The organism is Pseudomonas kulmbachensis (assembly GCF_963681935.1).
Classification (GTDB): Bacteria; Pseudomonadota; Gammaproteobacteria; order Pseudomonadales; family Pseudomonadaceae; genus Aquipseudomonas; species Aquipseudomonas kulmbachensis.
Genome location: NZ_OY817088.1, coordinates 2,364,781 through 2,389,131 on the forward strand (window position 1 = coordinate 2,364,781; position 24,351 = coordinate 2,389,131).

Annotated in this window: 33 protein-coding genes; 23 read left to right on the forward strand and 10 right to left on the reverse strand. The window is 55.5% G+C overall.

The genetic code is table 11. The features are described 5' to 3' along the window. Window positions 1-45 precede the first annotated feature (45 nt). Window positions 46-1,065, reverse strand: a complete 1,020-nt coding sequence (gene dusA / locus U5A05_RS10755) for a tRNA dihydrouridine(20/20a) synthase DusA (protein ID WP_321836329.1) — start codon at window positions 1,063-1,065, stop codon at window positions 46-48. Window positions 1,066-1,167: 102 nt separating this feature from the next. Here dusA and U5A05_RS10760 point away from each other — a divergent pair, with 102 nt between their 5' ends. The 3 genes from U5A05_RS10760 to U5A05_RS10770 all read left to right on the forward strand — a co-directional run bounded on the left by U5A05_RS10760 (window position 1,168) and on the right by U5A05_RS10770 (window position 4,901). Beyond that, window positions 1,168-2,262: a site-specific integrase gene (locus U5A05_RS10760; RefSeq protein ID WP_321836330.1), complete on the forward strand. Its 1,095-nt coding sequence runs from the start codon at window positions 1,168-1,170 to the stop codon at window positions 2,260-2,262. 93 nt (window positions 2,263-2,355) lie between these two features. Next, window positions 2,356-3,558 carry a hypothetical protein gene (locus U5A05_RS10765; protein WP_321836331.1) on the forward strand — a complete coding sequence of 401 codons (1,203 nt, stop codon included), beginning with the start codon at window positions 2,356-2,358 and terminating at the stop codon, window positions 3,556-3,558. Continuing rightward, window positions 3,555-4,901, forward strand: coding sequence for a hypothetical protein (locus U5A05_RS10770; RefSeq protein WP_321836332.1), 1,347 nt, complete (start codon window positions 3,555-3,557; stop codon window positions 4,899-4,901). Before U5A05_RS10765 ends, U5A05_RS10770 begins: the two co-directional genes overlap by 4 nt. Window positions 4,902-4,952: 51 nt before the next feature. Here the strand turns inward: U5A05_RS10770 and U5A05_RS10775 are convergent, their stop codons facing one another. The 8 genes from U5A05_RS10775 to U5A05_RS10810 all read right to left on the reverse strand — a co-directional run bounded on the left by U5A05_RS10775 (window position 4,953) and on the right by U5A05_RS10810 (window position 7,968). Then, the gene (locus U5A05_RS10775) at window positions 4,953-5,222 is read right to left on the reverse strand and encodes a pyocin activator PrtN family protein (RefSeq protein WP_321836333.1); all 270 of its coding nucleotides are present in this window, start codon (window positions 5,220-5,222) and stop codon (window positions 4,953-4,955) included. Further along, window positions 5,219-5,995 (reverse strand): DNA cytosine methyltransferase, encoded by a 777-nt coding sequence (locus tag U5A05_RS10780; RefSeq protein ID WP_321836334.1) that lies wholly within the window; start codon window positions 5,993-5,995, stop codon window positions 5,219-5,221. Before U5A05_RS10780 ends, U5A05_RS10775 begins: the two co-directional genes overlap by 4 nt. Window positions 5,996-6,245: 250 nt before the next feature. After that, a complete protein-coding gene (locus U5A05_RS10785; RefSeq protein WP_321836335.1) occupies window positions 6,246-6,383 on the reverse strand; it encodes a hypothetical protein in 138 nt (45 codons plus the stop codon). Between the two features lie 37 nt (window positions 6,384-6,420). Continuing rightward, window positions 6,421-6,747: a pyocin activator PrtN family protein gene (locus U5A05_RS10790; RefSeq protein WP_321836336.1), complete on the reverse strand. Its 327-nt coding sequence runs from the start codon at window positions 6,745-6,747 to the stop codon at window positions 6,421-6,423. Next, window positions 6,740-6,880 (reverse strand): hypothetical protein, encoded by a 141-nt coding sequence (locus tag U5A05_RS10795; RefSeq protein WP_321836337.1) that lies wholly within the window; start codon window positions 6,878-6,880, stop codon window positions 6,740-6,742. Before U5A05_RS10795 ends, U5A05_RS10790 begins: the two co-directional genes overlap by 8 nt. Window positions 6,881-6,905: 25 nt before the next feature. Continuing rightward, complete coding sequence (locus U5A05_RS10800; RefSeq protein WP_321836338.1) at window positions 6,906-7,190, reverse strand: phage antirepressor KilAC domain-containing protein; 285 nt, start codon at window positions 7,188-7,190, stop codon at window positions 6,906-6,908. 8 nt (window positions 7,191-7,198) lie between these two features. After that, window positions 7,199-7,777 carry a hypothetical protein gene (locus tag U5A05_RS10805; RefSeq protein WP_321836339.1) on the reverse strand — a complete coding sequence of 193 codons (579 nt, stop codon included), beginning with the start codon at window positions 7,775-7,777 and terminating at the stop codon, window positions 7,199-7,201. A gap of 11 nt (window positions 7,778-7,788) precedes the next feature. Next, the gene (locus U5A05_RS10810) at window positions 7,789-7,968 is read right to left on the reverse strand and encodes a hypothetical protein (RefSeq protein ID WP_321836340.1); all 180 of its coding nucleotides are present in this window, start codon (window positions 7,966-7,968) and stop codon (window positions 7,789-7,791) included. Between the two features lie 233 nt (window positions 7,969-8,201). Between U5A05_RS10810 and U5A05_RS10815 the strand changes: the two genes are divergently transcribed. Together U5A05_RS10815 and U5A05_RS10820 are read left to right on the forward strand one after the other, a co-directional pair. Beyond that, window positions 8,202-9,062, forward strand: a complete 861-nt coding sequence (locus U5A05_RS10815; RefSeq protein WP_321836341.1) for a hypothetical protein — start codon at window positions 8,202-8,204, stop codon at window positions 9,060-9,062. Next, the gene (locus U5A05_RS10820) at window positions 9,046-9,489 is read left to right on the forward strand and encodes a hypothetical protein (RefSeq protein ID WP_321836342.1); all 444 of its coding nucleotides are present in this window, start codon (window positions 9,046-9,048) and stop codon (window positions 9,487-9,489) included. Before U5A05_RS10815 ends, U5A05_RS10820 begins: the two co-directional genes overlap by 17 nt. A gap of 5 nt (window positions 9,490-9,494) precedes the next feature. Here U5A05_RS10820 and U5A05_RS10825 read toward each other — a convergent pair whose 3' ends face one another. Continuing rightward, the gene (locus tag U5A05_RS10825; protein ID WP_321836343.1) at window positions 9,495-10,226 is read right to left on the reverse strand and encodes a LexA family protein; all 732 of its coding nucleotides are present in this window, start codon (window positions 10,224-10,226) and stop codon (window positions 9,495-9,497) included. A 79-nt stretch (window positions 10,227-10,305) separates the two neighbouring features. On the opposite strand from U5A05_RS10825, the gene U5A05_RS10830 reads away from it, so the two are divergent. The 18 genes from U5A05_RS10830 (at window position 10,306) to U5A05_RS10915 (ending at window position 24,348) form a co-directional block, all read left to right on the forward strand. Then, window positions 10,306-10,566, forward strand: coding sequence for a hypothetical protein (locus U5A05_RS10830; RefSeq protein ID WP_159259498.1), 261 nt, complete (start codon window positions 10,306-10,308; stop codon window positions 10,564-10,566). A gap of 337 nt (window positions 10,567-10,903) precedes the next feature. Continuing rightward, the gene (locus tag U5A05_RS10835; protein ID WP_321836344.1) at window positions 10,904-11,422 is read left to right on the forward strand and encodes a phage regulatory CII family protein; all 519 of its coding nucleotides are present in this window, start codon (window positions 10,904-10,906) and stop codon (window positions 11,420-11,422) included. A gap of 73 nt (window positions 11,423-11,495) precedes the next feature. Further along, window positions 11,496-11,633 carry a TraR/DksA C4-type zinc finger protein gene (locus U5A05_RS24260; RefSeq protein WP_425262908.1) on the forward strand — a complete coding sequence of 46 codons (138 nt, stop codon included), beginning with the start codon at window positions 11,496-11,498 and terminating at the stop codon, window positions 11,631-11,633. Then, window positions 11,623-13,839 carry a virulence-associated E family protein gene (locus tag U5A05_RS10845; RefSeq protein ID WP_321836346.1) on the forward strand — a complete coding sequence of 739 codons (2,217 nt, stop codon included), beginning with the start codon at window positions 11,623-11,625 and terminating at the stop codon, window positions 13,837-13,839. Before U5A05_RS24260 ends, U5A05_RS10845 begins: the two co-directional genes overlap by 11 nt. Then, complete coding sequence (locus U5A05_RS10850) at window positions 13,832-14,191, forward strand: PA0613 family protein (RefSeq protein ID WP_321836347.1); 360 nt, start codon at window positions 13,832-13,834, stop codon at window positions 14,189-14,191. The genes U5A05_RS10845 and U5A05_RS10850 overlap by 8 nt, the downstream gene beginning before the upstream one ends. Window positions 14,192-14,714: 523 nt before the next feature. Then, window positions 14,715-15,059: a phage holin family protein gene (locus U5A05_RS10855; RefSeq protein WP_321836348.1), complete on the forward strand. Its 345-nt coding sequence runs from the start codon at window positions 14,715-14,717 to the stop codon at window positions 15,057-15,059. Window positions 15,060-15,215: 156 nt separating this feature from the next. Next, complete coding sequence (locus U5A05_RS10860; RefSeq protein WP_321836349.1) at window positions 15,216-15,809, forward strand: terminase small subunit; 594 nt, start codon at window positions 15,216-15,218, stop codon at window positions 15,807-15,809. Window positions 15,810-15,812: 3 nt separating this feature from the next. Continuing rightward, window positions 15,813-17,834, forward strand: coding sequence for a phage terminase large subunit family protein (locus tag U5A05_RS10865; RefSeq protein ID WP_321836350.1), 2,022 nt, complete (start codon window positions 15,813-15,815; stop codon window positions 17,832-17,834). A 2-nt stretch (window positions 17,835-17,836) separates the two neighbouring features. After that, on the forward strand, window positions 17,837-18,043 hold the full coding sequence (locus U5A05_RS10870; protein ID WP_133079633.1) for a phage head-tail joining protein: 207 nt from the start codon (window positions 17,837-17,839) through the stop codon (window positions 18,041-18,043). Then, window positions 18,043-19,527, forward strand: coding sequence for a phage portal protein (locus U5A05_RS10875; protein WP_321836351.1), 1,485 nt, complete (start codon window positions 18,043-18,045; stop codon window positions 19,525-19,527). The genes U5A05_RS10870 and U5A05_RS10875 overlap by 1 nt, the downstream gene beginning before the upstream one ends. Continuing rightward, window positions 19,524-20,651 carry a head maturation protease, ClpP-related gene (locus U5A05_RS10880; protein WP_321836352.1) on the forward strand — a complete coding sequence of 376 codons (1,128 nt, stop codon included), beginning with the start codon at window positions 19,524-19,526 and terminating at the stop codon, window positions 20,649-20,651. The genes U5A05_RS10875 and U5A05_RS10880 overlap by 4 nt, the downstream gene beginning before the upstream one ends. Continuing rightward, window positions 20,648-20,992 carry a head decoration protein gene (locus tag U5A05_RS10885; protein WP_321836353.1) on the forward strand — a complete coding sequence of 115 codons (345 nt, stop codon included), beginning with the start codon at window positions 20,648-20,650 and terminating at the stop codon, window positions 20,990-20,992. Before U5A05_RS10880 ends, U5A05_RS10885 begins: the two co-directional genes overlap by 4 nt. Before the next feature lie 63 nt (window positions 20,993-21,055). After that, on the forward strand, window positions 21,056-22,051 hold the full coding sequence (locus tag U5A05_RS10890) for a major capsid protein (protein WP_321836354.1): 996 nt from the start codon (window positions 21,056-21,058) through the stop codon (window positions 22,049-22,051). A gap of 2 nt (window positions 22,052-22,053) precedes the next feature. After that, window positions 22,054-22,374, forward strand: a complete 321-nt coding sequence (locus U5A05_RS10895) for a head-tail joining protein (RefSeq protein ID WP_321836355.1) — start codon at window positions 22,054-22,056, stop codon at window positions 22,372-22,374. Then, window positions 22,371-23,036: a hypothetical protein gene (locus U5A05_RS10900; RefSeq protein WP_321836356.1), complete on the forward strand. Its 666-nt coding sequence runs from the start codon at window positions 22,371-22,373 to the stop codon at window positions 23,034-23,036. Before U5A05_RS10895 ends, U5A05_RS10900 begins: the two co-directional genes overlap by 4 nt. After that, window positions 23,029-23,520: a hypothetical protein gene (locus U5A05_RS10905; RefSeq protein WP_321836357.1), complete on the forward strand. Its 492-nt coding sequence runs from the start codon at window positions 23,029-23,031 to the stop codon at window positions 23,518-23,520. The genes U5A05_RS10900 and U5A05_RS10905 overlap by 8 nt, the downstream gene beginning before the upstream one ends. Then, window positions 23,517-24,098, forward strand: coding sequence for a phage baseplate assembly protein V (locus tag U5A05_RS10910; RefSeq protein WP_321836358.1), 582 nt, complete (start codon window positions 23,517-23,519; stop codon window positions 24,096-24,098). Before U5A05_RS10905 ends, U5A05_RS10910 begins: the two co-directional genes overlap by 4 nt. A 55-nt stretch (window positions 24,099-24,153) precedes the next feature. Continuing rightward, entirely contained in the window at window positions 24,154-24,348 is a 195-nt protein-coding gene (locus U5A05_RS10915; RefSeq protein WP_321836359.1) for a hypothetical protein, read from the forward strand. Window positions 24,349-24,351: the final 3 nt, after the last annotated feature.

Consider the following 24,351-nt stretch of genomic DNA (forward strand, 5'->3'; position numbering starts at 1 on the left):
GGGGCCGTCCTGTGCAGGAACGGCCCCTTTTTGATTGCGCCTGGTTTAGCGGCCTTCCAGCAGCTCCCCAGCTTGATCCAGAAGGGCCAGTGGATCCTTGGCCTTATGGATATCCACCGACAGCAACTGGCGGAAGCGTCGGGCGCCTGGGAACCCTTGGCCCAGCCCCAGAATGTGCCGCGTGATGTGATGCATCGAGCCGCCCGCAGCAATATGCGCTGCGATATAGGGCCGTAACAACGCCAGCGCCTGGGCCCGTGAAATCACAGGTGCAGTGCTGCCAAACAACAGTTGATCAACCTCGGCCAAAATGTACGGGTTGTGGTAGGCCTCACGGCCCAGCATCACACCATCGAACACCTGCAAATGCTCCTGGCATTGCTCAAGCGTCTTGATCCCGCCATTGAGAATAATCTCCAGCTCAGGAAAGTCGGCTTTCAACTGCGCAGCCACATCATAACGCAGGGGGGGGATATCGCGATTCTCTTTCGGCGACAGCCCTTCCAGAATGGCGATACGCGCATGCACGGTAAAACTGGTGCAACCCGCATCACGAACTGTGCCGACAAAATCGCACAACTGCTCGTAGCTATCGCGCCCGTTAATGCCGATCCGGTGCTTGACCGTAACCGGAACAGACACCGCATCACGCATTGCCTTCACACAGTCGGCAACCAGCGCCGGGTGCGCCATCAAGCAGGCGCCGATCATATTGTTCTGCACCCGATCGCTCGGGCAGCCGACATTAAGATTCACCTCGTCATAACCCACATCCTGAGCCATACGCGCGCACGCCGCCAAATCGGCCGGCACACTGCCGCCCAACTGCAGGGCCAGCGGATGCTCAGTCTCGTCATGACGCAAAAAGCGTTCGGCATCCCCATTGAGCAATGCGCCCGTGGTGACCATTTCGGTGTAAAGCAGCGCGTTTTTGGATAGCAGGCGCAGGAAGTAGCGGCAGTGGCGATCTGTCCAATCCATCATCGGGGCCACACTGAAGCGGCGAGACGGCTCAGAACGGTTAAGTCTAGTAATTGCTGGTGTTTCAGGTTGTTCTAAATTCATTGATACTGATCTTTTATACAGCGGTTTTTACCCATTATTCCTTGTTTTCTGAGAGCGATTACTACAATGTAGCAAGCAAGATCAGCAATGTAGCAACTGGAAATGGGCACGATCACATCACGCAAGCGCAAGGACAACTCGACGGCCTACACGGCGCAGATACGGATCAATCGGGACGGGAGGACAGTTTATCAGGAAAGCCAGACCTTCGACCGCAAGCTGGCCGCCCAGGCCTGGATCAAGCGGCGCGAGACGGAGTTGTCAGAGCCGGGTGCCATAGAGCGCGCAAATCGCAATGGCGTGACGATCAGGAGGATGATCGAGCAGTACCTAGATGAGTACGAGAAGATCCGACCACTTGGTAAAACCAAAAATGCGACGTTAAAGGCGATCAAGGAAACCTGGTTGGGTGAGATCAACGATTCGGATTTGACCAGCCAGAAGCTGGTCGAATTCGCACAATGGCGGATGAGCGAGAAGGGCGGTGGGGTGCAGGCGCAGACAGTCGGTAACGATTTGGCGCACTTAGGTGCTGTCCTCTCTGTGGCGCGGCCGGCTTGGGGCTATGAGGTAGATCCGCTGGCCATGCCGGATGCGCGGCGGGTCTTGCGAAGGTTGGGAATGGTTAGCAAGAGTAAAGAGCGTAACCGCCGGCCGACACTGGAGGAACTGGACAAGCTCATGGTGCATTTCTTCGAGATGCAGACGCGGCGCAAAGCCCAGATCAATATGCCGAAGATCATTGCCTTTGCGATTTTCTCGACGCGCCGGCAGGAGGAAATCACCAAAATACGCTGGGACGATCTCGACTGCGCCCGGCAAGCTGTCTTGGTGCGGGACATGAAAAACCCGGGGCAGAAAATCGGCAATGATGTGTGGTGTCATCTGCCCGATGAGGCGTGGGCAATCATTCAGTCCATGCCTAAAAAGGAAAAGGAGATTTTTCCCTACAATGGTAAGTCAGTGTCGGCGGCCTTCACTCGGGCCTGTCCCCTCTTGGGAATCGAAGATCTGCATTTCCATGACCTGCGGCATGAAGGGGTTAGCCGGCTGTTTGAAATGGATTGGGACATTCCGAGAGTGTCGAGTGTATCGGGACATCGAGATTGGAATTCTCTGCGTCGCTATACTCACCTGAGAGGTATGGGCGATGTATATTCGAAATGGTCTTGGCTAGGGGTAATCCTTACAGGCTAATTTTTTTGGTGAGGTTTTACACCATGTGCGCTCTCTAATTTCGGCGTATTTACACTGTGTTTGTCTCGGTAATCAGGGAAAGGGGAGAGGGAAATGAAATTCCAGATTTTGGACGTCAAGCGGGAAGGGGGCAGTAGCTGTTATCTGGTTAAGGCCACTTTGCAGGAGTATCTGGCGGCGTTACCGAGTAACTATAGCTCATATGGCGTACAGAGATCTATTGTCAGTAATATCTATTTGGATCGCATGATAAATACGGTCTTGGATAAGGCGCATATTCCCTCAATAACGTTGGTTTCTACCGCTGGTGGCTTAGCTGGTGGTGCATTTCTTGATAGTGATTTTAAGATACTGGACGGGCTGCAAAGAACGCATCGGTTGAAAGTGATTAGTGATACGAAGGATCTTTTTTTAAAGCGAGTAATGAATGATGGCGAGCTAGGTGACTTTCAAATTAGAAGAAAATATCGAGAAGAGCTGGTAGCGATTGGGTCCTCAGGTAATATTCTTTTAGCAATTAAAAATTTCTGTGAGGAGAAAGGAGAAGTTGAGCTTGAACGCTGTTTTTCTGATGCCTCCCAGTGGTTTGAGATTTGGGTTGGCCTAACTCCAAGTGAAGAAATAAAAAAGATGCTGCTGTTAAATGCTGGGCACAAACCTGTCAGCATAAAACATCAGCTGGAATTGTTGTTTCTTAATATACTGCCTATGATGTCTGAAATAAAAGTTGGGCAGATAAAAATTCTGCGAGATAAGGATGTTTCGGCTACGTCGTTCAGTAAGATACGTAAGCTGGGAGAATATCAATTCTCCCAGCTCATATCAGCTCTTGTGTCTTTTGTAGAAAAAAAACCAATTGCTACCAATGCGGAATTTGTAGAGAGTGTCCAAAATGATGAGGGTCGACTGGAAGAGTACATAGAAAAATTTTCATTCGAGTTCTTACAGTCGTTTGTTAGATCTGTATTTGCCATAGATGCTGCTTGTTTTGAAAATTTTGGCGATTTGGGTAACAAATGGGTTGCTCGCGAGGTTTCTTTGGTTGCGGTTTTTGCTGCGATTGGGGAGTGTTGCGTTAATGCTCAAGATATCGATGTTGTTGTGAGTGGGTTGACCCGGAATTTTTCCAAATGCAAGCTTGATGCATATGAGGATGCCAGAAATAGTCTTGATCTTGCAAAAGTTAATATCGGTAGAGTCAATAAGGTGGCAATTTTCTCCGGTTTCAAATACTTCATAAAATCGGAGTTCGCAAGCGAGATCGATTGGTCCAATGCTTTCATGGATGTAGCATGATGAAAAAGGCAGATGCGTTATATTCATTCTTAATTGAGCAGCTGACCAATATCTGTGATGATGAGGAGCGAGCAGTACAGTATATCGAATTTCTTCAGGATGAAAACGAAGGTGAAGAGTTCGAGAGTATTGTCGAAAGCTTGGTTGTTGTAAGGGATGCATTGGTAGAGTGCCACCAGCAGTTGGAGCCCTACGATAACCTCCCTCACTTAGAAGCCTTACTGTTGAATTTTAAGCAGAAGTTTAGTGCGTACCCAGAATTTGATTACAAAAAATGCCTTTATTCCATCAGGCTTGCAGAAAGAGTGTTTCAAGGCATTCAAGAAATTCCTAGTGAGGATGTGATTGCTGGCTTTGATTTTTTTTATGCTGATTTAAGTTTTGAGTGTAAAGCCTTTGCCACCAATTTGGCAGAGGAAAGCAAGAACATTATATGGCTCACCCCTGGATCAAATGATTCCTTGAATGAGCTTTTGAATTTAAGCACCAACCCAGAATTTTGGTTCTGCTTGGCTTCAAATGTTAACGCTATCGATTTTACAAACGGACTGTCGATTGTTTTTTGCCACGGCGGATGCGTGGATGGGCACAGAAAAAACCCTAACGTATTATCTTTGTTGAAGCTGCACATGGTAAGCGCTGGGTATAAGATAAATCGCTCATTTAGTTATAATTGTCCCCCTTCCAATTCTTCTTTGGCTAAATATGACCCTGCCTCAAGTTACTCTCAGTTTGGTGATGTGATTAGTATTCTAGGCGAATATGTTGATCGGCAGGATGTTCTTTCCAAATACCTGTCAATCTATCATGTGATCGAGAATTTCATGTTTAAAAGCCAGATCGTCAAGCTTGAGCGTGCAAACCAAGGTGTAATGTTTTCCATTCGAGATTTTAAAAGGCTTTATAGATCGGTTGATATGGAAGAGCAGAAAGTTTTAGGGAGACTCGTGAGCTCGGTGTTTGATCTTCCATATAATAATGGAGTCTTTGGTGTAGATGCGCTTGCGAAGTGGGAGGCTTTTTTAATTGCTCATGCAGCGGATAGAGCAGAAATCGATACCTTTTTGGCGAAATTGATTTCTCCAGCGATGCCATATGCTCCTTTAGGTAATTTTCGTACGTACTTTTCAACTCTGCTTTACCAGATAAGATGCTCGATTGTTCATAACAAAGAAACTGAGTATCATATATCAAGTGAGACATATACGAATGGGTGTGCCTTGGTTTTGGAGAGATTTTTCTTGCCGGTGCTAGAGGAATTTGTATTCCTAACCATGGCTGAGGATAACTCAATAGTTTGGTATAGCCAAGATAAGATAACTTTGTGGGATAAGACGGCTTGATAGGCGTGTAGTGATCAAGAGAGGGCTGGAAGTGTGTTCAGCCCTCATTGATTAGAAGCTTCTGTTCATCAGTGTGTTTTGTTCTTGTATTGCTTTCTTACGTTGTTTGTCAATATATGCTGCAAGGTCCTGGATGTGGATGCCAAGCGCTGCTTTCTGACTGTTTGCACCTAATCGAACAACTGGAATGTCTATTTCTCCGTGCAAACGCTTGTATTTGAATTTTTCAACGGATAAGTTCATGTAATCTACACATACTCTCTCAATAGGGATCACAGCCTGGCCCTCATATTGAGCCATTAGGAGAAATAATGTGTTCACGTTAGGGCTCCACTATTTGACAGCAGGCTAAATGTTGTCGACGCCACGATAGGAACTTGGCCATTTCCAATGGTTTTAAGTCTGTCCACCCGATGGGCCACCCCATCAGCCACTCGGTCCATTCTGGGTTCAGATGCCCACCGTCCGAGGCCATCACAGCATGATCTAATCGATCGTTGGACCGGTCTGCTCCAGATTTTCGGGTCAGCGCAGCCATCGAGGATCCTTTTGACATGCTGGCCACGGGTGTCGGCCATTTCCTGGTGATGGGTGCACTTTGGATCTTTGGCAACGATCCAGATCCGGTTTCGTTGATGTGGGGCGCCGAGATCAGACGCTCCCACAACACCCCAGCACGCGTCATACCCCATGTCGGTAAGATCACCGAGAACCACGGCAAGTCCTCTTCCCACAAGCATTGGTGAGTTTTCCACGTCGACGAATTTGGGTCGTACCTCATCGATAATTCTTGCCATTTGCTTCCAGAGCCCCGAGCGGCTGCCATCAATTCCAAGTCCGTTCCCTGCGGCAGAGATGTCCTGGCAAGGAAATCCTCCCGAAACCACGTCAACAACGTCTCTCCACGGTCGGCCGTCAAAACTGCACACGTCAGACCAAATTGGGAAAGGCGGGAGTAGGCCATCGGTTTGTCGTTGCGCCAAAACTTGTGCGGCGTAGGCATCACGCTCAACAGCGCAGACGGTGCGCCAACCGAGGAGGTGGCCGCCGAGTATTCCGCCACCAGCGCCTGCGAAAAGAGCCAGCTCATTCACTTGGCCTCCAACGAACGACGCTTAGACCCCACCACAAGCTGCGCGGGCGGGCGATTTTTAGCGTTTAGCGGGGCATCAATGGGCGCTGCCTCGGGCAGCTTTGTGTGGGGTATAAGCACCCCCGCAGTGGTGCGAAAAGATTTAGTAATGCCTGCTGCTGCGCAGCAGAGACTTTTTTTCACAGGCGTGTCGATACCGCTAGTGTTGCGGAGCAAAGCGGGTAGGAGCAAGCGATTGGTCAGTGAGTGCGTCATGCCGCTTTTCTCCGGGTGCGAGGTTCAGGTTGATGCTTGCGACCATCGGCCAGGCCGTTGCGGTAGCCGAGCCAATAGAGCAAGGCCGCGCTCAATATCAAAAAGATCAGCGCACTGATCTGCGTAGGGGTCATGTGGTGTGCTCCTGGTGCTGGTGGTGGCAGCGCTTGGCTAGTCGTCTTTATCCGGTGAGTCGCTTTGCGGTCTGGCCAGCTCCTCATCAGCCTTGTAGGCACGAATATCAATTAGCGCGGCAACGTGGCGGATGTGAGCGAACTTCGGCGCCTTGCGACTGCTGTCGAGCGTGATCACGGGTATTTGTATCCTGCCGCTGATGATCTCTGCCGCAAAGGACTGCTCGTTGAGGTGGCGGAAGTACTGCACGCGCAGCTTGTCGAGGGGGATCAGCACGTCACCGAAATTTCGGTACAGCAGCTCTATGGTGTCCGCGTCCGGTGCTGGCAGCAGCCGTAGCGGACTTTGGTTGGCATTACTCATGGGCTGGCGTGCTCGGTTTAGGGTGGAGTCGGGCCGGGTGGTTCCAGGCATTCAGGCAGTGGCGCTTGGTCAGTTCGCGCAAATGCTCCGGCACTTCAAGGAGTGCAGCGTTGCGCTCCTCGCGTGTCGACATGGCCACGATCTGCCGAGCGTATTCCCTAGGCCACGTCACGGTGATCAGCCGGAATTGCTGGAAGGGCCATGCCCAACTGCTCGGCCAGCCAAGCGATGCCGGACTGACGTACCCGGGTTGATTGGCTGTACTGCATGCCGAGTTCAGCGTGGAACCAGTTGCTGTCCTTTATCCGTAAATACTCACGGTCCCGAACCGGGAAGGCAGGCAGGTTGCGCTCGTTGAGCAGTCCTTTTTCGCGCATCAACTTGATCAGTTTTGGCCGGGTAGTGCTTAGGCACGCAGCGGCTTTGGAGAGGGTGCGTTCCATAACACCCCCTAGGCTGCGAGCGCGGCAGGAGTTGCCGACGCGACCAAGTGATCGAGCGACTGCAGCAGCCGGCTAAAGCTGTGCAGGTCGTCGCCATAAGCGGTAAAGCACTGAGTGCGCGGGGAACTGTCGCCGGCGACCAGAATCGCCGTGATGCCTTTACGGCTCTGCGTGCGATGCACTGCCAAGCTGACAGCTTCATCTAGACCGACATCGAGCAACAACGAGCCGCCATTGCGCACCAACTGGTGCAGCTGATCTTCTTGATTGGTATCCAGTAGTTGGCCGCGGTCGATAGATTCAGCACGCCCGCGCGGTGTTGCTGGCTCGGCAGTGTCCATGCGGCCGTTGGCGATGGACTCAATAAAGTCAGCGAGTACCAGGTGTGTGTCTCTGTCGGGGTCGTAAACTGTCAGGGTGTGCTTCTCTTCGCCGGAAACAATGGTGAAAAGCGTGCCAGAGGAGCCGCGCTCAACCTGCAGCACAAAAAACAACGGAAGGTTGGTATTTTTGAAGCTGCACGAGTGGTGAAATGTGCCGTTCAAATTAACTTGGGCGGCCAGCAGGCGAAGGGTTTTATCAGCCAAAGAAAACCGGTTCATGCTACATGCCCTCCGTTGTTCGGATCGAACGGGGCAGGGCGGTTGCTGTGCGGAACCAGCCGGGGCTTATGGTTGTGGAGGACGACCAGGCAGCCAGTGGTGGCTTGCAGTTGCTCGATCAGTCGACGGTTACTGGTGCACGCTGGGTGGACGTGCAGGGTTGCTGTGGTGTGCATGGTGGTACATCCCTTTGTGGTGAAGAGAAGCACCAATGTCAACCTACGATTGATATATGTCAACAACCGCTTGTTGATATTTTCGTCTGGGGTTGGTTGCTAAGAATTTATGGTGGCGAAATAGTGTCTCGGCAAGGTAGAGTTGAAAATATGGAAAAATAAAGACGTAGTGGTAGAAGATACTGATGTCGATCGTTACCGCTATTTAAAATAAGTATGTTGAGTATTTTGAATTGGATTCAGAACTTTTAGTAAGGGTTGACTATAATGTTGGCCGTAAAGATCCCGCGCAAATATTTGAAGCTATGGCTCTTTATATCAATGCTCAGCGGGATTTTTGCCAGTTGCTGGCAAACTCTCTCGATCTAGATACTGATTTTGAGTTTAGATTGAATGCAGTCAAAGAAGGGTCGATTGTTACTAAACTCGATTCTTTGTGTAAAGTTATAGATGGATACATGCAAAATGCTTTTTACAACTCTGGAAAAGACTTATTTGAAAGCTTAGTTGATGTTGATGTGACAGAGACTGAGGAGCAAGTCGATCAAATCGCCAGTTCTCTTGAAGACAAACTGGCGGCAATGGTTCCTGATACCATCGTGCATCCGGATATTGATAGGCAGGGGTTAGCATTTGTTTTGAAGAAAATGTCTGATGCCAATAAGAAAATGCAGTCCGGAGAAACTGTATCGATTTCTGCTGGTGAGGCTGATGGATATATGGCACTCAACACAGAGTGGAATTTTGTTGGTGATCCAAGAAAAATGTTTTCTGGTACAACCGAATTTTTTGATGGGAGAGATAAACTTTATGCGACAGTTCAGGTCAATGAAGGGAACTCAGTGTGGACTTTTAAAAGTCCGGCTACCCAAAGAAGGTTTCCGGCAAGAATCATTGATAAAGATTGGCTCGGACGCTACCAGGGCGGGTTGGTAAAGGCGATTGGCCCGCTCGATATGATCGAAGCAGATTTGTCATATTCGATATATACTCCTCCTGATGGTAAGGGGAAAGTTGAAATAAGGAATGCAAAAATCAAAAGTATCTTGAATATACATAGGAATGGTGATTATCAGCATGCGTTCAGTATCTGATGAGCGAGAGCGTAAAGCGGTCTTTGCTGATCTAAAAGCTGAGTATTTATATGTGCTTATACCATTTGTACTTTTGGTCGGTATAAAACTATACTCAGCTTGTTGGAAGGAGGGGTTGAAGCAGATTTTTCTCTCCGCGGACTGGTCCCTAATATCATGCGTTGTATTCGGGCAAGTTACATTTAAGATGTCAAAAGCAGTAGCTGCTACAAAGCATAAAACTAATAACCAAATCTATGGTTTTTATACAGCTAAGAGGTTTTTTTGGGTTGTTGTGGCTGCTGCTTTCTATTTTGGCATGGTATCGAAACCCACTTTGGGTCTTGGAGTCGCCCAGATTTTTCTATTTCTACTTGCTACATATTTTCATTTTTCTGATGGCTATGCAGTGTATATGTTGCAAAAAGTCTCTCAAGAAAAGCCATAGTGAATTTATTCTGGCAGAAACGACCCAACCACCTTCCCACAAATCTGCGTCTCTTCCGTAATATCAATGATTGGATATTGCGGATTGATTGGCCGCAGGTAAACCCTTCCTGCATCGGAATCCAGCACCTTGAAGGTCACTTCATTGGTACGCGGCACCCGTGCGACCACTCGATCACCGTTATTGGCCTGCGCTTCTGGATCAACAAAGATGATGCAGCCAGTTGGATAGCTTCTACCCGGCCCTGGGTTGGTCATTGAGTCACCCAAAACCTTCAGAGCATAGCCGCTTTGGCTGATAGGTACTGGGCAGGAGATCCACGCATCTGCGTCGAAAGGCTCAAAATTGCAGATGGCCTCACACCAGGCCCCAGCCTGAACCCACGATAAAAGTGGAACCTTACCGAACTGCTTAGTCATACCGCTGACGTTACTTTCTTCGCCCACCTGGAACTGTTGAGCAACGTTTTCAGTGGACTGCTCTTTCGGCAAAACCCCGTACTCTAGCCATTCACGGCGCACTTTCAACCAGTCGCACAGTGCAACCATGCTGTCAGCTTCAGCCATAGCCTCGCCATTCAGCCACTTGCTGATGGCCTGGGTGGTTTTGTGAACCCCCACGATTTTAAGGCGTTTGTGAATGTCCACCCCGCGTCCACGGCTACGGATGCCGGCGTCGTCGAGTGCTTCGTGTAGGCGCGAGCTGAACTCTGCGCGTAATTCGTCTTTATCAACCATAGGTTGAGACTCTCATATAGCTTGCGCAATTGTCAGTTGATGTTTAATATCAACTGCGAGTTGATAAATGGAGCTTCCCATGCTGAACCCCGCAGATTTTCCGAATGCCATTGCGTTCGCGTTTGAAGCTGTAGGTGGCATCGGTGCCGCAGCCAAGGTGTGTGAGCGTAGCTACCAGGCGCTGAATAAATGGCGTCTGGCGGCATGTTTGCCTCGGACTGATTACACCGGTGAAACCCGTTATGCCGAGTTACTGGCAACAGCGGCACAGAAAAAAGGCCACTCGTTTGAGGCTGCATGGTTGCTTGAAGCATCTTCGCCACACAAGGCTGCAGCATAGTTTAGAAAGAAAAAAGGCGACCAATAAGGCCGCCCAGTTCCTCCCGGCACACACCACCACAGTGTCGCCGGGTCGCGGTCAAGGTAGGCGGGCACACCACATGCAATACCGCCTCCCTTCACCGCGCTTTCCAAGGCTCGGAAGCTTTGGGTTGCTGCCTTCTCCACCACAGATCTGGCAGCTGTTGCGCCAGAGGTGAGCGACGGATCGCTTGCCTCGGCACGGTGCCGGTTTTGGTCTTGCGGACCTCGCCGGCTTTTGGGCCCTTTCAAGCCACGCGGCAAATGTACCACCACAGCACGCCGCGCGGCACTGGCAACATTCAAGGATTAATGCCATGAGCCGTATTGCTCTTAGTTGCACCCAACGAGCGCGTCGCGAAATTCTGCCGCTCGATCTGGCCCTGTATCACGCTGCTCGCGACTACCCGGGCGGCGCCGCTGCCATCGCCGCCACCACCGGCCGTAATCCCACCACGCTGCAGCACAAGCTGTCTCCGACCCACCCAAGCCACGCAGTAAATGTTCAAGAGTTCGCCGAGATCCTGGAGCTGACCAAAGACCGCCGCATCCTGGATGCTGTGCATGCGTTGGTGGGCGACACGATCTGGCAGGAACTGGCCGAGGCCTATACCGACGATATGCCCGAGACGCTGACCACTGGCCTTGCTGTGTATTTCCGTCAGGTAGCCGATCTGGCTGACACTTGGGCCAAGAGCATCGGCGACGGGGTGGTCAGTGACCGCGAACTGGCCGAGATCCGCCTGCAGGTGTTTCGCGGTATTCAGGGACTGTTGGGCATGTTCAATCGTGCCTGCTACGTCAACTCGACCACGCGGGGTACCGATCGTGGCTGATATCGCTGACTTTGCTAATGACCTGGTGCAGGAACGCATCGACCTGGCACTGGCAGCGCGTAAAACGAAGCCTGTGTTTGCGTCTTACGAGTTTTGCGTGGACTGCGATTCATCAATTCCCCTGGCCCGCCGCTTGGCCGTCACCAGCTGCACGCGCTGTGCAGCCTGCCAACAACTGAATGAACAAATAGGTACCCGTTATGCTCGATGACGTTCTCGGTCAACTCGCTGACCACGGCCTTGAGCCTGCGCAACCACTCACGTTCGGCAAGCTGACCCGCTGCAAGACCACGCAGGACAAGGGCAAAGAGAAAAACGGCTGGTATGTGATCCATGAGCATCACACCGAGAAAAACGAGACGCTGATTTTCGGCAGCTTCGGTGACTGGCGTTCTGGCGACAGCAACAAGATCAAGGTTAAGGCCGGCCGTATGAGTCAGGAAGAGCGTGATGTGATGCGCGCTCGCCAGGAGGAAGGTAAACGCCGCGCCGCCGAGATTGCCGCGAATGCCGCACGCCGTGCTGCCAATCGCGCATCTGGCCTGTTCCAGCGCATGCCGGAGAAGGGCCGTAGCGCCTACCTGGATCGTAAACAGATCGTCGGCATGGGCGTGCGTTACGCCCCGCGCTCCGGTGCTGTGTTGGTGCCGATGAGCAATGTTCGGGATCAGATCGTCGGGTTGCAGGTTATCTACCCGGAGAAGCAGCAGGACACTGGCCGCGACAAGTCCTATTGGCCTTATGGCATGTCCAAAGAGGGTGCTTTCCACCTGATTGGCCCACACCCTGAACCGGGCGAGCCGGTCCTAGTCTGTGAGGGCTACGCTACCGGCGCAAGCCTGCATATGGCCACCTCGTTGACGGTGGCCATCGCGTTTGACGCGGGTAATTTGAGCGTGGTGGCCAAGGCCATGCGCGAGCGTTTCCCGGGCCGCGCGCTGATCGTCTGCCGCGACGATGACTGGAAGACTAAGCGCCCCAACGGCGAGCCCTGGAACCCGGGTGAAGAGAAGGGCAGCAACGCGGCCTTGATCGTTGGCGGCCAGGTGGTTGGCCCGGTCTTCTCGGGCGAGCGTGATATCAAGTGGACCGACTTCAACGACCTGCATTGTGCCGAAGGGTTGGATGCTGTCCGCCGCCAGGTGTTATCGGTGGTCAGGCCACCTGCTGCAGGTGGCTGGAAAGACCAGCTGGCACGCACTGAGAACGGCTCATTGATCGCCCATATGCAAAACGTCGAACTGATCCTGGGCAACGATGAGCGCTGGGCCGGTGTGATTACTTTCAGCGCCTTCAGCTCCAAGATCGTCAAATTGCGCACGCCCCCATATGGCGGCGGTACCGGGGACTGGGGCGATATCGACGATATCCGGGTGATGAAGTGGCTGGCCCAGCAGTACAACCTTCGGGTCAAAGCCTCCAGCGTGATTGAGGCGGTCAGCGTTGTGGCCCATGACAACTCCTTTCACCCGGTACGCAACTACCTGAACAAGCTTGAATGGGACCGCGTGCCGCGCCTCGATACCTGGCTGACCACGGTCATGGGTGTGGCCCAAAGCGGTTACAGCGCCAAGGTCGGCAAACGCTGGATGATCTCGGCGATCGCACGGGTAATGCGGCCGGGCTGCAAAGCTGACTCGGTAATGATCCTTGAAGGCGGGCAGGGCGAAGGCAAGTCCACGGCCATGAGCATCCTTGGCGGTTACTGGTTTATGGATACGCCGTTTGCCTTGGGCGACAAGGACGGCTTTCAGGCGATCCGTGGTAAATGGATCATCGAACTGGGCGAGCTGGACAGCTTCAACAAGGCCGAAAGCACCAAGGCCAAGCAGTTTTTCTCGGCATCCACCGACACCTACCGTGAGAGCTACGGCCGCAGAACAAATGACGTGCCACGCCAGTGTGTTTTCGTGGGTACCACGAACCAGGACGAATACCTCAAGGACGCCACGGGCAACCGTCGTTATTGGCCGGTGGCCTGTACCAAGGTCGACCTCGAGCAGTTGCGCGAAATCCGCGACCAGCTCTGGGCCGAAGCAATGTTCTGTTATGAGGCCGGCGAGATCTGGTGGGTCAACCGTGACGAAACTGCGATGTTCTCCGAAGCCCAGGACGAGCGTTTTGTGGTGGATGAATGGGAAGGTCCGATCCTGATCTGGCTGGAAGAATCGCAGATCGGCGAAACCACCACCGGCAGCGAAGTACTGGCCAGCGCGCTCAAGCTCGACTTCGGCCATTGGGGCAAGCCCGAGCAGATGCGCGTCGGCGCGATCATGCACCGGCTTGGATGGCGTCGTGTGCGCCTGCCAGCCCTGGCCAAAAGCGGGCAGCGTCCCTGGGCTTACAAGAAGCCTGATAACTGGGGCGGCCAGTCAGCCTTGCAAGTGCAGAAGATTGAGGAGCCTTGCTTTGATTAAGCACATCGACGCCATGCTCAAACTCTGGGCAGAGGATCTGCACAGCGAAGCGCCCGAAGGCACTGGCAGCGGCAACATGATTGCCATGCTGATGGAAACCAAGGGCGAACTGATTCGCGGCACCCGGGGCAGTCGGATACTGCTCGATGAGTCGGCCGACATTGAGTTGATCGTCAATAAACACCTGCCGCCGCAGTTGTCGGTGGTGGTGCGCGAGCACTACTGCAACCACGACAGCTTCCTGTCGCAGAAGATCACTCACTGCGGGTGCTGCCGGAAAACCTACTACGAGCGGCTGCACGAAGCTCATGAGTGTATTGCTGAACTGCTGCTCGGGAAAAAAGCTGCGTGATCGATGCCTCTCCCTTTGCCCACCCATTATCTATGGCCCACCTTGCCCCGCTGCTTTCAACAGCAGTGGGTCAAGCGCAGCCCGCGCCGTTACTGGGCTGTCCCACCGTCCCGCCTGTAAATGCCCCTCGCACATGTGAGCGTAGCGGGCAGCAATACGCGCGCTTCACGCGCATGCGTGTTCTTAATAATCTTTCTATATATGAGGAAAAAGTAAAAGAAGTAGGACAGTGGGGCACAGCCTTTGATTTAGGCACTCTCCTTTGTCCCACCTTGATCCTGAACAGTGGGGCAGGACAGACAAGCCTCCAAAAGCGCTAGCCGGGGTGATGTATTCGCCGACATTCGCCGGGCGTTCAGCTGCCTAACCCACTTATTGGCCGGTGGCATTAAAACCTGCTTGCTGCCAGTAAATTCCACCTGTAAAAAGTAGTCATCTTCGATAGGTGCGACCGCAGAGAGCGGCCGACACCCACCACTAAACCCGGCCATTGCGCCGGGTTTTTTGCGTTTAGGGGCAGGCAATGACAACAGAGCAACATGCGTTAGCGGATATGCCGATCTGGCTGGTGATTGCACTGTCCTTGATCGGTGGGGTGTCGGGTGAGATGTGGCGAGCGGACAAGGATGGCGCCCGGGGTTGGTCACTGGTGCGGCGCCTGGCCTTGCGGTCAGGTGCCTGTATCGGCTGCGGGCTGTCCACGATGATGCTGCTGCATGCCAACGGCGTGTCGATCTGGGCCGCATCGGCGGTGGGCTGTCTCACCGCAATGGCCGGCGCGGACGTCGCCATCGGCCTTTACGAACGCTGGGCCGCCAAGCGCCTCGGGGTTTGTGAAATTCCACCCCGTTCTGACCAATCAGAATAATTCTCGTCTCTCAAATCCTGTCGGGGACCCTGGGAGATTTTCGGGGGTACGGGGCAGGAAACCCGCGGGAAAGCGTTAGCGAACAGTTCACCAGCTTAGTGAACTGGGGTGAACAGGTGAACCCCCGTATTCATTAGGTGAACAGGACACTTCATCATGACGGTAATCAGTAAAACCGAGTTTGCGGCGAGACGCGGCTGGGCCAAATCGTACGTTTCAAAATTGGCCAATCAGGATCGGCTGGTGTTGACCGAGGATGGCAAGGTGGATCTGGAAGCCACCGAAGCACTGTTGGCTGAGTCTGCTGACCCCAGCAAGGCTGCCGTAACAGCTCGACATCAACAGGAACGGATTCAACGCGGCGTCCGCAGCCAACTGTCGCCCGAGGTCGAGCCGACTTCAACGGCTGCGCCACAGCCAGCGATCAGCCCGGCAAGCAAATTGCCTGACTTCCAGAAGGCCCGCGCCCATCGCGAGTACTACCTGGCACAGCTAGCCGAGGCTGAATTCCACAAGGTCCAGGGTTCGCAGGTCCAATTGGAAGCTGTCAAAACCGGCGCCTTCAATGCGGGGCGTCTGCTGCGCGATCAGTTGTTGGGCATGCCCCCACAACTGGCGCCGGAGTTGGCCGCCATGACTGACCCTTGGGAAATCGAGCGCCGTTTGACTGACGCTATCCGGGCCTCGTTGGAGGAAGCCGAGCGCATGTCTACGGCTGACCTAATCACGGCCCTAAACAACAAGAGCTAATCCATGCACACGGAAATCCCGAACGGTGCAGAGGTGTACCGCGAGGCGTATTTCCGTGGGCTACGACCTGACCCTTCGTTGTGGGTCGACCAGTGGGCCGACGAGTACATGCGTATTCCGCGTGACACCGGTGCCGCAGAGCCTGGTAAATATCGCACCTCGCGGACGCCTTATGCTCGCGAGCCCATGCGCTGTTTGTCACCGGCTCACCCCTGTAAACGCGTGGTCACAATGGTGGCCTCGCAGCTGATGAAAACCCAGATCGCGTTGAACTGGATCGGCGGCCTGATCCACATGGTGCCGTCCAACATCCTGACTTTGCTGCCCAGCCTTAGCTTGGCCAAGCGTGTGTCATCGCGGATCAGCAAGACCATCAAGGCCACGCCGGTCCTGTCTGAGCGTGTCGCGGCCAACCGATCGCGTGACTCGCGCAACACGATGGACACCAAGGAGTTTGAGGGCGGCTCGCTGTACGTCACCACTGCAGGCTCGGCGGCCAACTTGGCCGAGCTATCAGCCCGCTATATCTACGGTGACGAGATCGATCGCTGGGATGTGGACGTGGGTGAGGAGGGCGATCCGATCGAACTGGCCGAAACCCGGGGCAGTACGTTCGGGCGCAACGCCAAGTTTTACTTCTCCAGCTCGCCCACGATCAAGGGCGCTTCGCGCATCGCCGATCTGTTTGAGACCAGCGATCAGCGTTATTACTACGTGCCATGCCCGCACTGCGGCCACATGCAGATTCTTGAATGGGAAAACCTGCATTACTCGGCCGACTTCAACGTGGTGCATTACCAGTGCGCTGGGCCGGAGTGTGACGTGCTGATCGAGGAACACCAAAAGGGGCTGATGCTGGCTCGGGGCGAGTGGCGATCGCACGCCCCGGGTGATGGCGAAACCATAGGTTTTCACCTTAACGCGTTGTATGCACCACTTGGCTGGACAGATTGGCGCTCGCTGGCCAAGCAGTTTGAGAAGGCCAAGAAGGCACAGAATCGTGGCGACCTTGAGCCCATGCAGGTGTTTTACAACACCCGTTTGGCGAAGGTTTGGGACAGCGCCCAGGAGCAGACCAAAGCCGAAGTCCTGAAAGAGCGTGCTCGCCGTGAAACCTACGGCCTCGGCTCGATGGCCTATCGCGTGCTGATGCTCACCGCTTCGGTCGACGTACAGGCCAACCGGCTGGAGCTAATGGTCATGGGCTGGGGCGTTGGTATGGAGCGCTGGGTCATCGACTACCAGGTGATCTGGGGTGACCCGGCGGACGAGCGCACCTGGGCTGTGCTCGATGACAAACTCAAGTTGCGCTACCCGCACCCGTGTGGCGTTGGTCTCGGAATTTTGGCCACAGCCGTCGACTCTGGTGGTCGCCACACAGATGAGGTGTACCAGTTCTGCCGCCTTCGCCGGTGGCGCAACATCTTTGCCATCAAGGGGGCGAGCAAACCGGGCAGGCCAGTGATTGCGCAACGCCCATCGATGGTCGACGTAACCTGGAAAGGCCAGACCGAGCGCAACGGTGCCGAGCTGTGGTTTGTCGGTACTGACACCGCCAAGGACTGGATCTACAACCGCTACCCGTTTGAAGACGGGCCTGGGGCGCTGCACTTTGCAAATGACTTGCCGGACGACTTTTTTGAACAGTGTGTGGCCGAGCGTAAGGTCGCGCGCTACGTCAAAGGCTACAAGCGTATCGAGTGGGTCAAAGGTAAAGCCGAGCGCAACGAAGCGCTCGACCTGATGGTGTACAACCTGGCAATGGCGCATTATTTGGGCCTGAACCGCTACAAGGAACACGACTGGGAGCGCACTCGACAGGCTTTGGCACAGGCCGGGTTGTTCGACGAAAAGCCCCTGCCAGTCGAACGCGTTGCACTGCCAGCTGCAACACAGACGTCACCGGTTGAGAAACTGTCTGAATGTGCTCCAGCACCAACCCCAACCCCGGCCGCACCACCGCAGCCGGTTGCACGACCCCCTCAACGTCGCAGCTCCAGCAGCGGCTATCTCAAGAGACGCTGATTATGTCCTTTACCCAGAAGCACCTCGACGCGGTTGAGGCGGCCATCGCTCGCGGTGAGAAAACCGTGCGCTATGCCGATCGCACCGTGGAGTACCGCACGGTGGATGAGCTGCTCAAGGCCCGCGACCAGATCCGCACTTCGCTGGTCGCCTCGGCGGGGCCGCGCTCGCGGGTCATACGGCTCTACCACGGAGGCAAGGGACTCTAATGGCGCGCCAATATCCAACCCTGACCCGCAACGGCTTCTTGCTGCCGGAACGGATCAAAGCCAGTTACGAAGGGGCCGGAGAGGGCAGGCGCTCGGCCAGTTGGGACGCGCCCGATATCGGCATCAACAGCATCAATACCCCGGCCTTGCGCAATCTGCGCGCTCGATCGCGGGCGGCGGTGCGCAATGATCCGTATGCCTTCAACGTCATCGACAAGCGCGTCAGCAACTTGATCGGCACCGGCATCACCCCACGACCCAAGATCGAGGACGACACCCTGCGCAAAGTGCAGCAGGAGCTGTGGGAGGACTGGGTGGATGAGTCGGATGCTGATGGCCTGACCGACTTCTACGGGCAGCAAGCATTGATTGCCCGCACCGTCGAAACCGCCGGTGAATGCTTTGTGCGCCTGCGACCACGGGGCCAGGACGAAAATCTGGCGGTACCGCTGCAGCTCCAGGTGCTGGCCCCCGAGTTTGTGCCACACGATAAGTTTGAGCCTGCCAAAAACGGCAACAGCATCCGCGCCGGGATTGAGTTCAACCCGGCTCACCAGCGCGTGGCGTATCACATGTACCGGGTGCATCCCCGCGATGCGTCGTCGCTAAACGCCGGTTACAACCAGTTGGTGCGGATACCAGCCGAGCAGGTGCTGCATATCTTTGAGCCGGTTGAACCGGGGCAGTTGCGCGGTGTGCCGCGATTGGCGCCGGTGCTCAAGCGCTTGCGCAGCCTGGACAACTACGACGATGCGGTGCTGTTTCGTCAGGAGGTAGCCAACCTGTTTGCCGGGTTTATCTCTCGGCCGCCACCCGAAGCCACACAGCAACCCCGCGATCCGGTCACCGGCCAGTTGTTGACCGAAGACCGCGACGGCTTCACCCCGATGGTCGCGCTGGAGCCCGGGACCATGCAGGAGCTGGGGCCGGGCGAAGAGGTGGAGTTTTCCAAGCCACCGGACGCCGGCAACAACTACCCGGACTTTATGCGGCAGCAATTGATGGCCGCTGCGGCCGGTACCGGCACTCCTTACGAAATCCTCACAGGCGATATGCGCGAGGTCAACGACCGGGCGCTGCGGGTCGTACTCAACGAATTCCGCCGTCGCCTGGAGCAACTGCAATTCGGGGTGTACGTGCACCAGTTGTGCCGCCCGGTGCGTGCCGCATGGATGGACATGGCGGTGTTGGCGGGTCGTCTGAGATTGGATGATTACGCACAACGGCGCCGCGAATACCTGCGCACCCGTTGGGTACCGCAGGGCTGGGCCTATATTCAGCCGGTGCAGGACATTCAGGCGCGAATGATGGAGGTCAACGCGGGCTTTAACTCCCGTAGCGAAATGGTCCTGCGTTCGGGCTATGACGCCGAAACCGTCGATGCTGAAAACGCCGCCGATCAGGCCCGCGCCCAAAAGCTTGGCCTCAATTACAAAACGCTCGTCGACCAGCCTGAACCGGCTGCTGACAAGGAGACACCATGATCAAGCAGCAACCGCTACGCATTTTCAACAAGGCCGGTGACCCACCGGTGCCGCAGAACAAACACTGGTACAGCCTGAAGGCCAGCGGCGAGGCCGAGACCCGAAGCATTGAGGTCTACGTCTACGGCGAGATCGGCACCTGGGGCATCACTGCCAACCAGTTTGTCCGCGACCTGGCTGCGATCGATGACGGCGTATCACCGATCGTGGTGGCGTTTAACAGCATCGGCGGCGACTTGTTTGACGGCCTGGCAATTCACAACGCGCTGTCGCGGCTTGGCGAGCGCTGTACCGGCCGGGTTGATGCCCTGGCAGCCAGCGCGGCCAGTGTCGCAGTGTGCGGGGCTCACAAGGTCGTGATCGCGAGCAACGCGATTTTGATGATCCACAACCCGTATACCTATGCTTCAGGCGATGCCGAGAATCTGCGCAAGGTCGCTGCTGTGCTGGACCAAGCCACGGAAGTCATTATCGCCGCCTACAAGTCCAAGGCCCCGGACATTGACGAGGTTGAGCTACGGCGCTTGGTTAACGCTGAAACGTGGCTAACGGCCAACGAAGCGGTGGCCTTGGGCTTGGCCGACGAGGTGGGTGAGGGCGTCACGGTCAAAGCCTGTTTGGGTCAAGGGAGTGCGCTGCAGCGTTTCCAGCACGCACCGCAGGCATTGCTGGCACAGCTGGAAGAACCGCCTGAGCCGACCCCGGAGACCATTCCGCCTGAACCCGAAAAACCTCCCATCGCGGACTCGGCCAAGCTGGCCTTGCTGATCACTCAAAGCTGCAACACGGCCGGGATCAGCAATCTGATCGAGTCGCTGATCACCAGTACCAAACTGGCCGATGAAGCCACGGTCAACGCTGCGCTGACCAATGCCAAGGCCGTGCGCGACCTGTGCGTGGCGGCGCGCTTGCCGGAGTTCACCCAGGAGTTTGTTGCGGCCGGGCTGAGTGCTGAAGCCGTGCGTTGCCGGTTGTTCGACAAGCTGGTCAGCGGCGGCGGTTTTGAAATCGATAACAGCCTGCCGATCAACGATGACCCAGCGCCGAAAACCCAGGCCAAACAGCCTGACACCAACGCTATTTATGCGGCCCGTCGCGCCGCCCAGACAGGGGTAAAAGCATGACCATTAAAAAAGAGCCGATGCACGCGGGTGAGTTCCTGCTGTCCGAAGGGGCCGGGAACATCTCTCGTGAAGCGATCAATGTTGCGGCTGGCCCGGCGTTGTATCCAGGCCAAGTGCTGGGTCTGGTGACCGCCTCGGGCGAGTTCGCGCCTTACGTGCCAACTGCCGAAGACGGCAGTCAGCACGCTGTCGCCATTCTGTTCGGCCCGCTGGGCGAGTCCGACATCGTGCGCCGTGGTCGTGCAGTGGTTCGCTTGGCTGAAGTCAGTGAGGCGCATTTGACTGGGCTTGATCCAGAGGGTGAAAAATCCCTGGCTGAACACTTTGTGATCGTGCGCTAAGCCGACCGCCTCTTTATCGCACCCCGCCATCGAGCGGGGTTTTTACTTTCTGGAGAGTCCCCAATGGCCGATATCGCCATCTTTGACGACGAAGCGTTTTCTGTTTCATCGCTGACCGCCGCCATCAACGAACAGCAATACCTGCCCGGCCGCCTGAGCAGTCTTGGCTTGTTCCGTGAAGAGGGCATCACCACCCTGACCGTGCAGATCGAAAAAGACGGTGACACCCTGGCATTGGTCCCGGCCGGTGAGCGCGGTACTTCGGGTCTGGTCGTGGGTGCCAGCAAGCGCACCTTGATTCCGTTCAACACCGTGCACTTGCCTGAGCGTTTCACCATCAAGGCCGACGAGATCCAGGGCATTCGCGCTTTCGGTACTCGTAGTGAGCTGCAGGCTGTACAGGACGTGGTTAATGCGCGCTTGCTCAAGGCCCGCCGTCAGTTGGACGTCACCCATGAATATCAGCGCATGGGCGCGTTGAACGGGCAGATCCTGGATGCGGACGGCAAGACGGTGCTGCTCGACCTGTATCAGCGCTTCGGTGTGGAAAAGCAAAGCCTGAAAATGGGTTTTACTACTGCGGGCGTCAAGTTGCGCGTCAAATGTATGCAGGCCCTGGACAAGCAAGAGGAGGCCTTGGGCAGTACTACCACAAGCGGCTCCCGAGCGTTCTGTGGCAAAACCTTCTGGGAAGCACTGGTCACCCACGAAGATGTCGAAAGCACCTACCTCAACACGCTTCAAGCGGCAGCCCTGCGCGGTGATGCCCGTGAGGCGTTTGAGTTTGGTGGCATCATCTGGGAGCGTTACCGAGGTCGCATTGCTGGCCAGCCTTTTGTCCACGACGACAAAGCGCTGCTGGTCCCCGAAGGCGTCCCTGACCTGTATATCTCGGCCTTTGCCCCGGCCGACTATATGGAAACGGTCAACACCCAGGGCATCCCGTACTACAGCAAGATCGAGCCGATGCCGTTCAACAAAGGCATGGCCGGTGAAGCCCAGTCCAACCCGTTGCATATCTGCACCCGTCCACGCGCCCAGATCCTGCTGGAGCTGTAACCGTGGGCATTCGTGATCTGGTGGCCGATATCGATAGCGTGATCTTCGACGTGCTGGGCGATAGCGCGCGCATCGAAGGTCGCGCCGAACCGGTGCTGGGGATGTTCTCAGCACCGTGGAAACAGCCGCAGATTGGTCGTCTCAATACGGGCCTTCGCGAGCCGCACTTTGTGGTGCGGGTTGCGGACTCGGACGGACTGAGCAAAGGGTTGCTGGTCACCATCGATCTGCCCGATCTGGACGGCGGTGGTGACTACGATTTGCTGCAGCTGGAGCCCAGCGGCGACGGTCTGGTATCGCTGATCTTGAGGAATCGCGCATGAGCATTGGCAGCTTTAGTGAGAACAGGGCCAGCAGCGGGATTTTCAATATTCAGGTCTCGTCCGAGGACCTGAAAGCGTTTGCGGACTTGGCCACGTTGGTGCCAAAGGCTGCTGCTAACGCGCAACGCCGCGCAATCAATAAAACCCTGGGCTGGCTCAGCACCCATATCGCCCGGGCCGTAGGCAAGCAGGAACGAATCGCGGTCAAGGCGGTGCGGCAGCGTTTGCGCAGCTACCCGATTGCAGGCGGCGCGATGCGCGGCAAACTCTGGTTTGGTATCAACCCGCTGGAAGCCAGCCGGACAGGGCGCCCGCGGCAGACTAAGGCCGGTGTGTCCGTGGGCAGTCGTCGCTATCGCGGCGCCTTCTATAAAAAGGTGTACGGCAATCAGGCCGATATCTGGATTCGAACCGCCAGTAAACACTTCGCCAGAGCCGACTACCCCGACAGCGAAGTCACTTCGCAGACCGGGGCCAGCTCCGGTTTTGTGGGGGAAAACAGCGATCGCTTCCCGTTGGCCAAGGCCAAGATTTCACTGGACTCAGTACGACCGCATTTTGAAGCCTGGAGCCGCAAGGCCGATGAGCGCCTGCTGCAGATTCTCCGGCAAGAAATGAACTTTGAAGTGCAGAAGTTTTTGAAGGGGACAAGCCGTGTCTGAGCAGCTGTTTAGCCTCGACCTGTTGTATCAAACCATTGAACAGTATCTGCAGGAGAATCTGTCAGGTGTTCAGTTGGTCCGCTTCTGGCCTGACATCGAGCAGCATATCCCGCTGCCAGCCGTCTTTCTCGATATCGCCGAGATTGAGCCCGGTACCGATATTGGCACCGGGGAAAGCACCCTGAACGTCACCTTTGAAGCACGGGTGATTGTCGACGTGATCCGCGACCAGCATTACCAGCAGGCTATTCACCTGGCCACGCAACTGGCGGTGTTGTTGCGAGCTCAGACGTGGGGCTTGGCCGTTGAGCCTGCCGAGTTCAAACGCTCAACCCAGGACTGGACTCGCCCGGAGCTGGATGGCTATACGGTGTGGTTGGTGGAGTGGACCCAGACGATTTACTTGGGTGAAAAGGAATGGCCTTGGCCGGATGAGAAACCCGGCTCGCTGGTGTTCAGCATGGACGGTGAGGTTGACCCATGAGCCACGCCCTTTCCGAGCACGACCGCATGATCGCGGGCCTGGTCAAGGAGTGCTATGTGGTCGCCCTGGACCTGACAGTCCGCCCGCCCGTGTGTCGTGTTTCTGATGGCGAGTGGATCAGTGCCTGGGTGCGCTGGCACAGTCAGGCAGCGGGCAAGGCGCGGCACTGGCGGGTGCCCAGCATGGGCGAGCAGGGCGCTTTGCTCAGCCCGAGCGGTGACGTGTCACAAGGCACCTTTGTGCCGGGCTTGTTTGGCGATGCCGGGCCTGCCCCGGATAACCGCGATCACGTCGAGCGCTGGCTATTCGATGATGGCGGGTCGCTGATTTACGACTGGCAGGCCCACAGTTACAGCATTGAGCTGCCGTCAGGCTCGGTGGATATCAAGGTTGGTAGTTCGTCAGCCGCCGTTACTGATAACGCCGTGGTGGTGACGTCCGGAGCGATCGCGCTCGATGGTGATGTGACTATCTACGGTGAAGTGCTGATCAACGGCGGGCTGCGCGTTACGGGGGATATCAACGGTGGTGGAGCAATCATCGACACCAGCGGCAATACGCCCAACCACAAACACTAAACGCAACCATCAACCAGCCCGCCCAGTGCGGGCTTTTTTATGCCTGGAGAAAACGATGACGAGCAAAACCGTCTCGATCGACAAACCTGTCAGCCCGGTCGTTTACCGCGACCGAGCCTTTATTTCTCGCGTCCTGGTGATGCCCAGCGGCCGCACATTGGCTGTCAGCGCTCACCGCGTCGAGACGTCTGACGCTGCAGCCCAGGCCTATCTCGATAAACACCCTGACTTAGAGCGTTTGCAGGAGTAGCCC

Coding starts and splice junctions, on each gene's coding strand:
- dusA (WP_321836329.1), bottom strand. CDS start 1,065: ATGAATTTAGAACAACCTGAAACACCAGCAATTACTAGACTTAACCGT.
- U5A05_RS10760 (WP_321836330.1), top strand. CDS start 1,168: ATGGGCACGATCACATCACGCAAGCGCAAGGACAACTCGACGGCCTAC.
- U5A05_RS10765 (WP_321836331.1), top strand. CDS start 2,356: ATGAAATTCCAGATTTTGGACGTCAAGCGGGAAGGGGGCAGTAGCTGT.
- U5A05_RS10770 (WP_321836332.1), top strand. CDS start 3,555: ATGATGAAAAAGGCAGATGCGTTATATTCATTCTTAATTGAGCAGCTG.
- U5A05_RS10785 (WP_321836335.1), bottom strand. CDS start 6,383: ATGACCCCTACGCAGATCAGTGCGCTGATCTTTTTGATATTGAGCGCG.
- U5A05_RS10790 (WP_321836336.1), bottom strand. CDS start 6,747: ATGAGTAATGCCAACCAAAGTCCGCTACGGCTGCTGCCAGCACCGGAC.
- U5A05_RS10795 (WP_321836337.1), bottom strand. CDS start 6,880: ATGTCGACACGCGAGGAGCGCAACGCTGCACTCCTTGAAGTGCCGGAG.
- U5A05_RS10800 (WP_321836338.1), bottom strand. CDS start 7,190: ATGGAACGCACCCTCTCCAAAGCCGCTGCGTGCCTAAGCACTACCCGG.
- U5A05_RS10810 (WP_321836340.1), bottom strand. CDS start 7,968: ATGCACACCACAGCAACCCTGCACGTCCACCCAGCGTGCACCAGTAAC.
- U5A05_RS10820 (WP_321836342.1), top strand. CDS start 9,046: ATGCGTTCAGTATCTGATGAGCGAGAGCGTAAAGCGGTCTTTGCTGAT.
- U5A05_RS10825 (WP_321836343.1), bottom strand. CDS start 10,226: ATGGTTGATAAAGACGAATTACGCGCAGAGTTCAGCTCGCGCCTACAC.
- U5A05_RS10830 (WP_159259498.1), top strand. CDS start 10,306: ATGCTGAACCCCGCAGATTTTCCGAATGCCATTGCGTTCGCGTTTGAA.
- U5A05_RS10835 (WP_321836344.1), top strand. CDS start 10,904: ATGAGCCGTATTGCTCTTAGTTGCACCCAACGAGCGCGTCGCGAAATT.
- U5A05_RS10845 (WP_321836346.1), top strand. CDS start 11,623: ATGCTCGATGACGTTCTCGGTCAACTCGCTGACCACGGCCTTGAGCCT.
- U5A05_RS10855 (WP_321836348.1), top strand. CDS start 14,715: ATGACAACAGAGCAACATGCGTTAGCGGATATGCCGATCTGGCTGGTG.
- U5A05_RS10860 (WP_321836349.1), top strand. CDS start 15,216: ATGACGGTAATCAGTAAAACCGAGTTTGCGGCGAGACGCGGCTGGGCC.
- U5A05_RS10865 (WP_321836350.1), top strand. CDS start 15,813: ATGCACACGGAAATCCCGAACGGTGCAGAGGTGTACCGCGAGGCGTAT.
- U5A05_RS10870 (WP_133079633.1), top strand. CDS start 17,837: ATGTCCTTTACCCAGAAGCACCTCGACGCGGTTGAGGCGGCCATCGCT.
- U5A05_RS10875 (WP_321836351.1), top strand. CDS start 18,043: ATGGCGCGCCAATATCCAACCCTGACCCGCAACGGCTTCTTGCTGCCG.
- U5A05_RS10880 (WP_321836352.1), top strand. CDS start 19,524: ATGATCAAGCAGCAACCGCTACGCATTTTCAACAAGGCCGGTGACCCA.
- U5A05_RS10885 (WP_321836353.1), top strand. CDS start 20,648: ATGACCATTAAAAAAGAGCCGATGCACGCGGGTGAGTTCCTGCTGTCC.
- U5A05_RS10890 (WP_321836354.1), top strand. CDS start 21,056: ATGGCCGATATCGCCATCTTTGACGACGAAGCGTTTTCTGTTTCATCG.
- U5A05_RS10900 (WP_321836356.1), top strand. CDS start 22,371: ATGAGCATTGGCAGCTTTAGTGAGAACAGGGCCAGCAGCGGGATTTTC.
- U5A05_RS10910 (WP_321836358.1), top strand. CDS start 23,517: ATGAGCCACGCCCTTTCCGAGCACGACCGCATGATCGCGGGCCTGGTC.
- U5A05_RS10915 (WP_321836359.1), top strand. CDS start 24,154: ATGACGAGCAAAACCGTCTCGATCGACAAACCTGTCAGCCCGGTCGTT.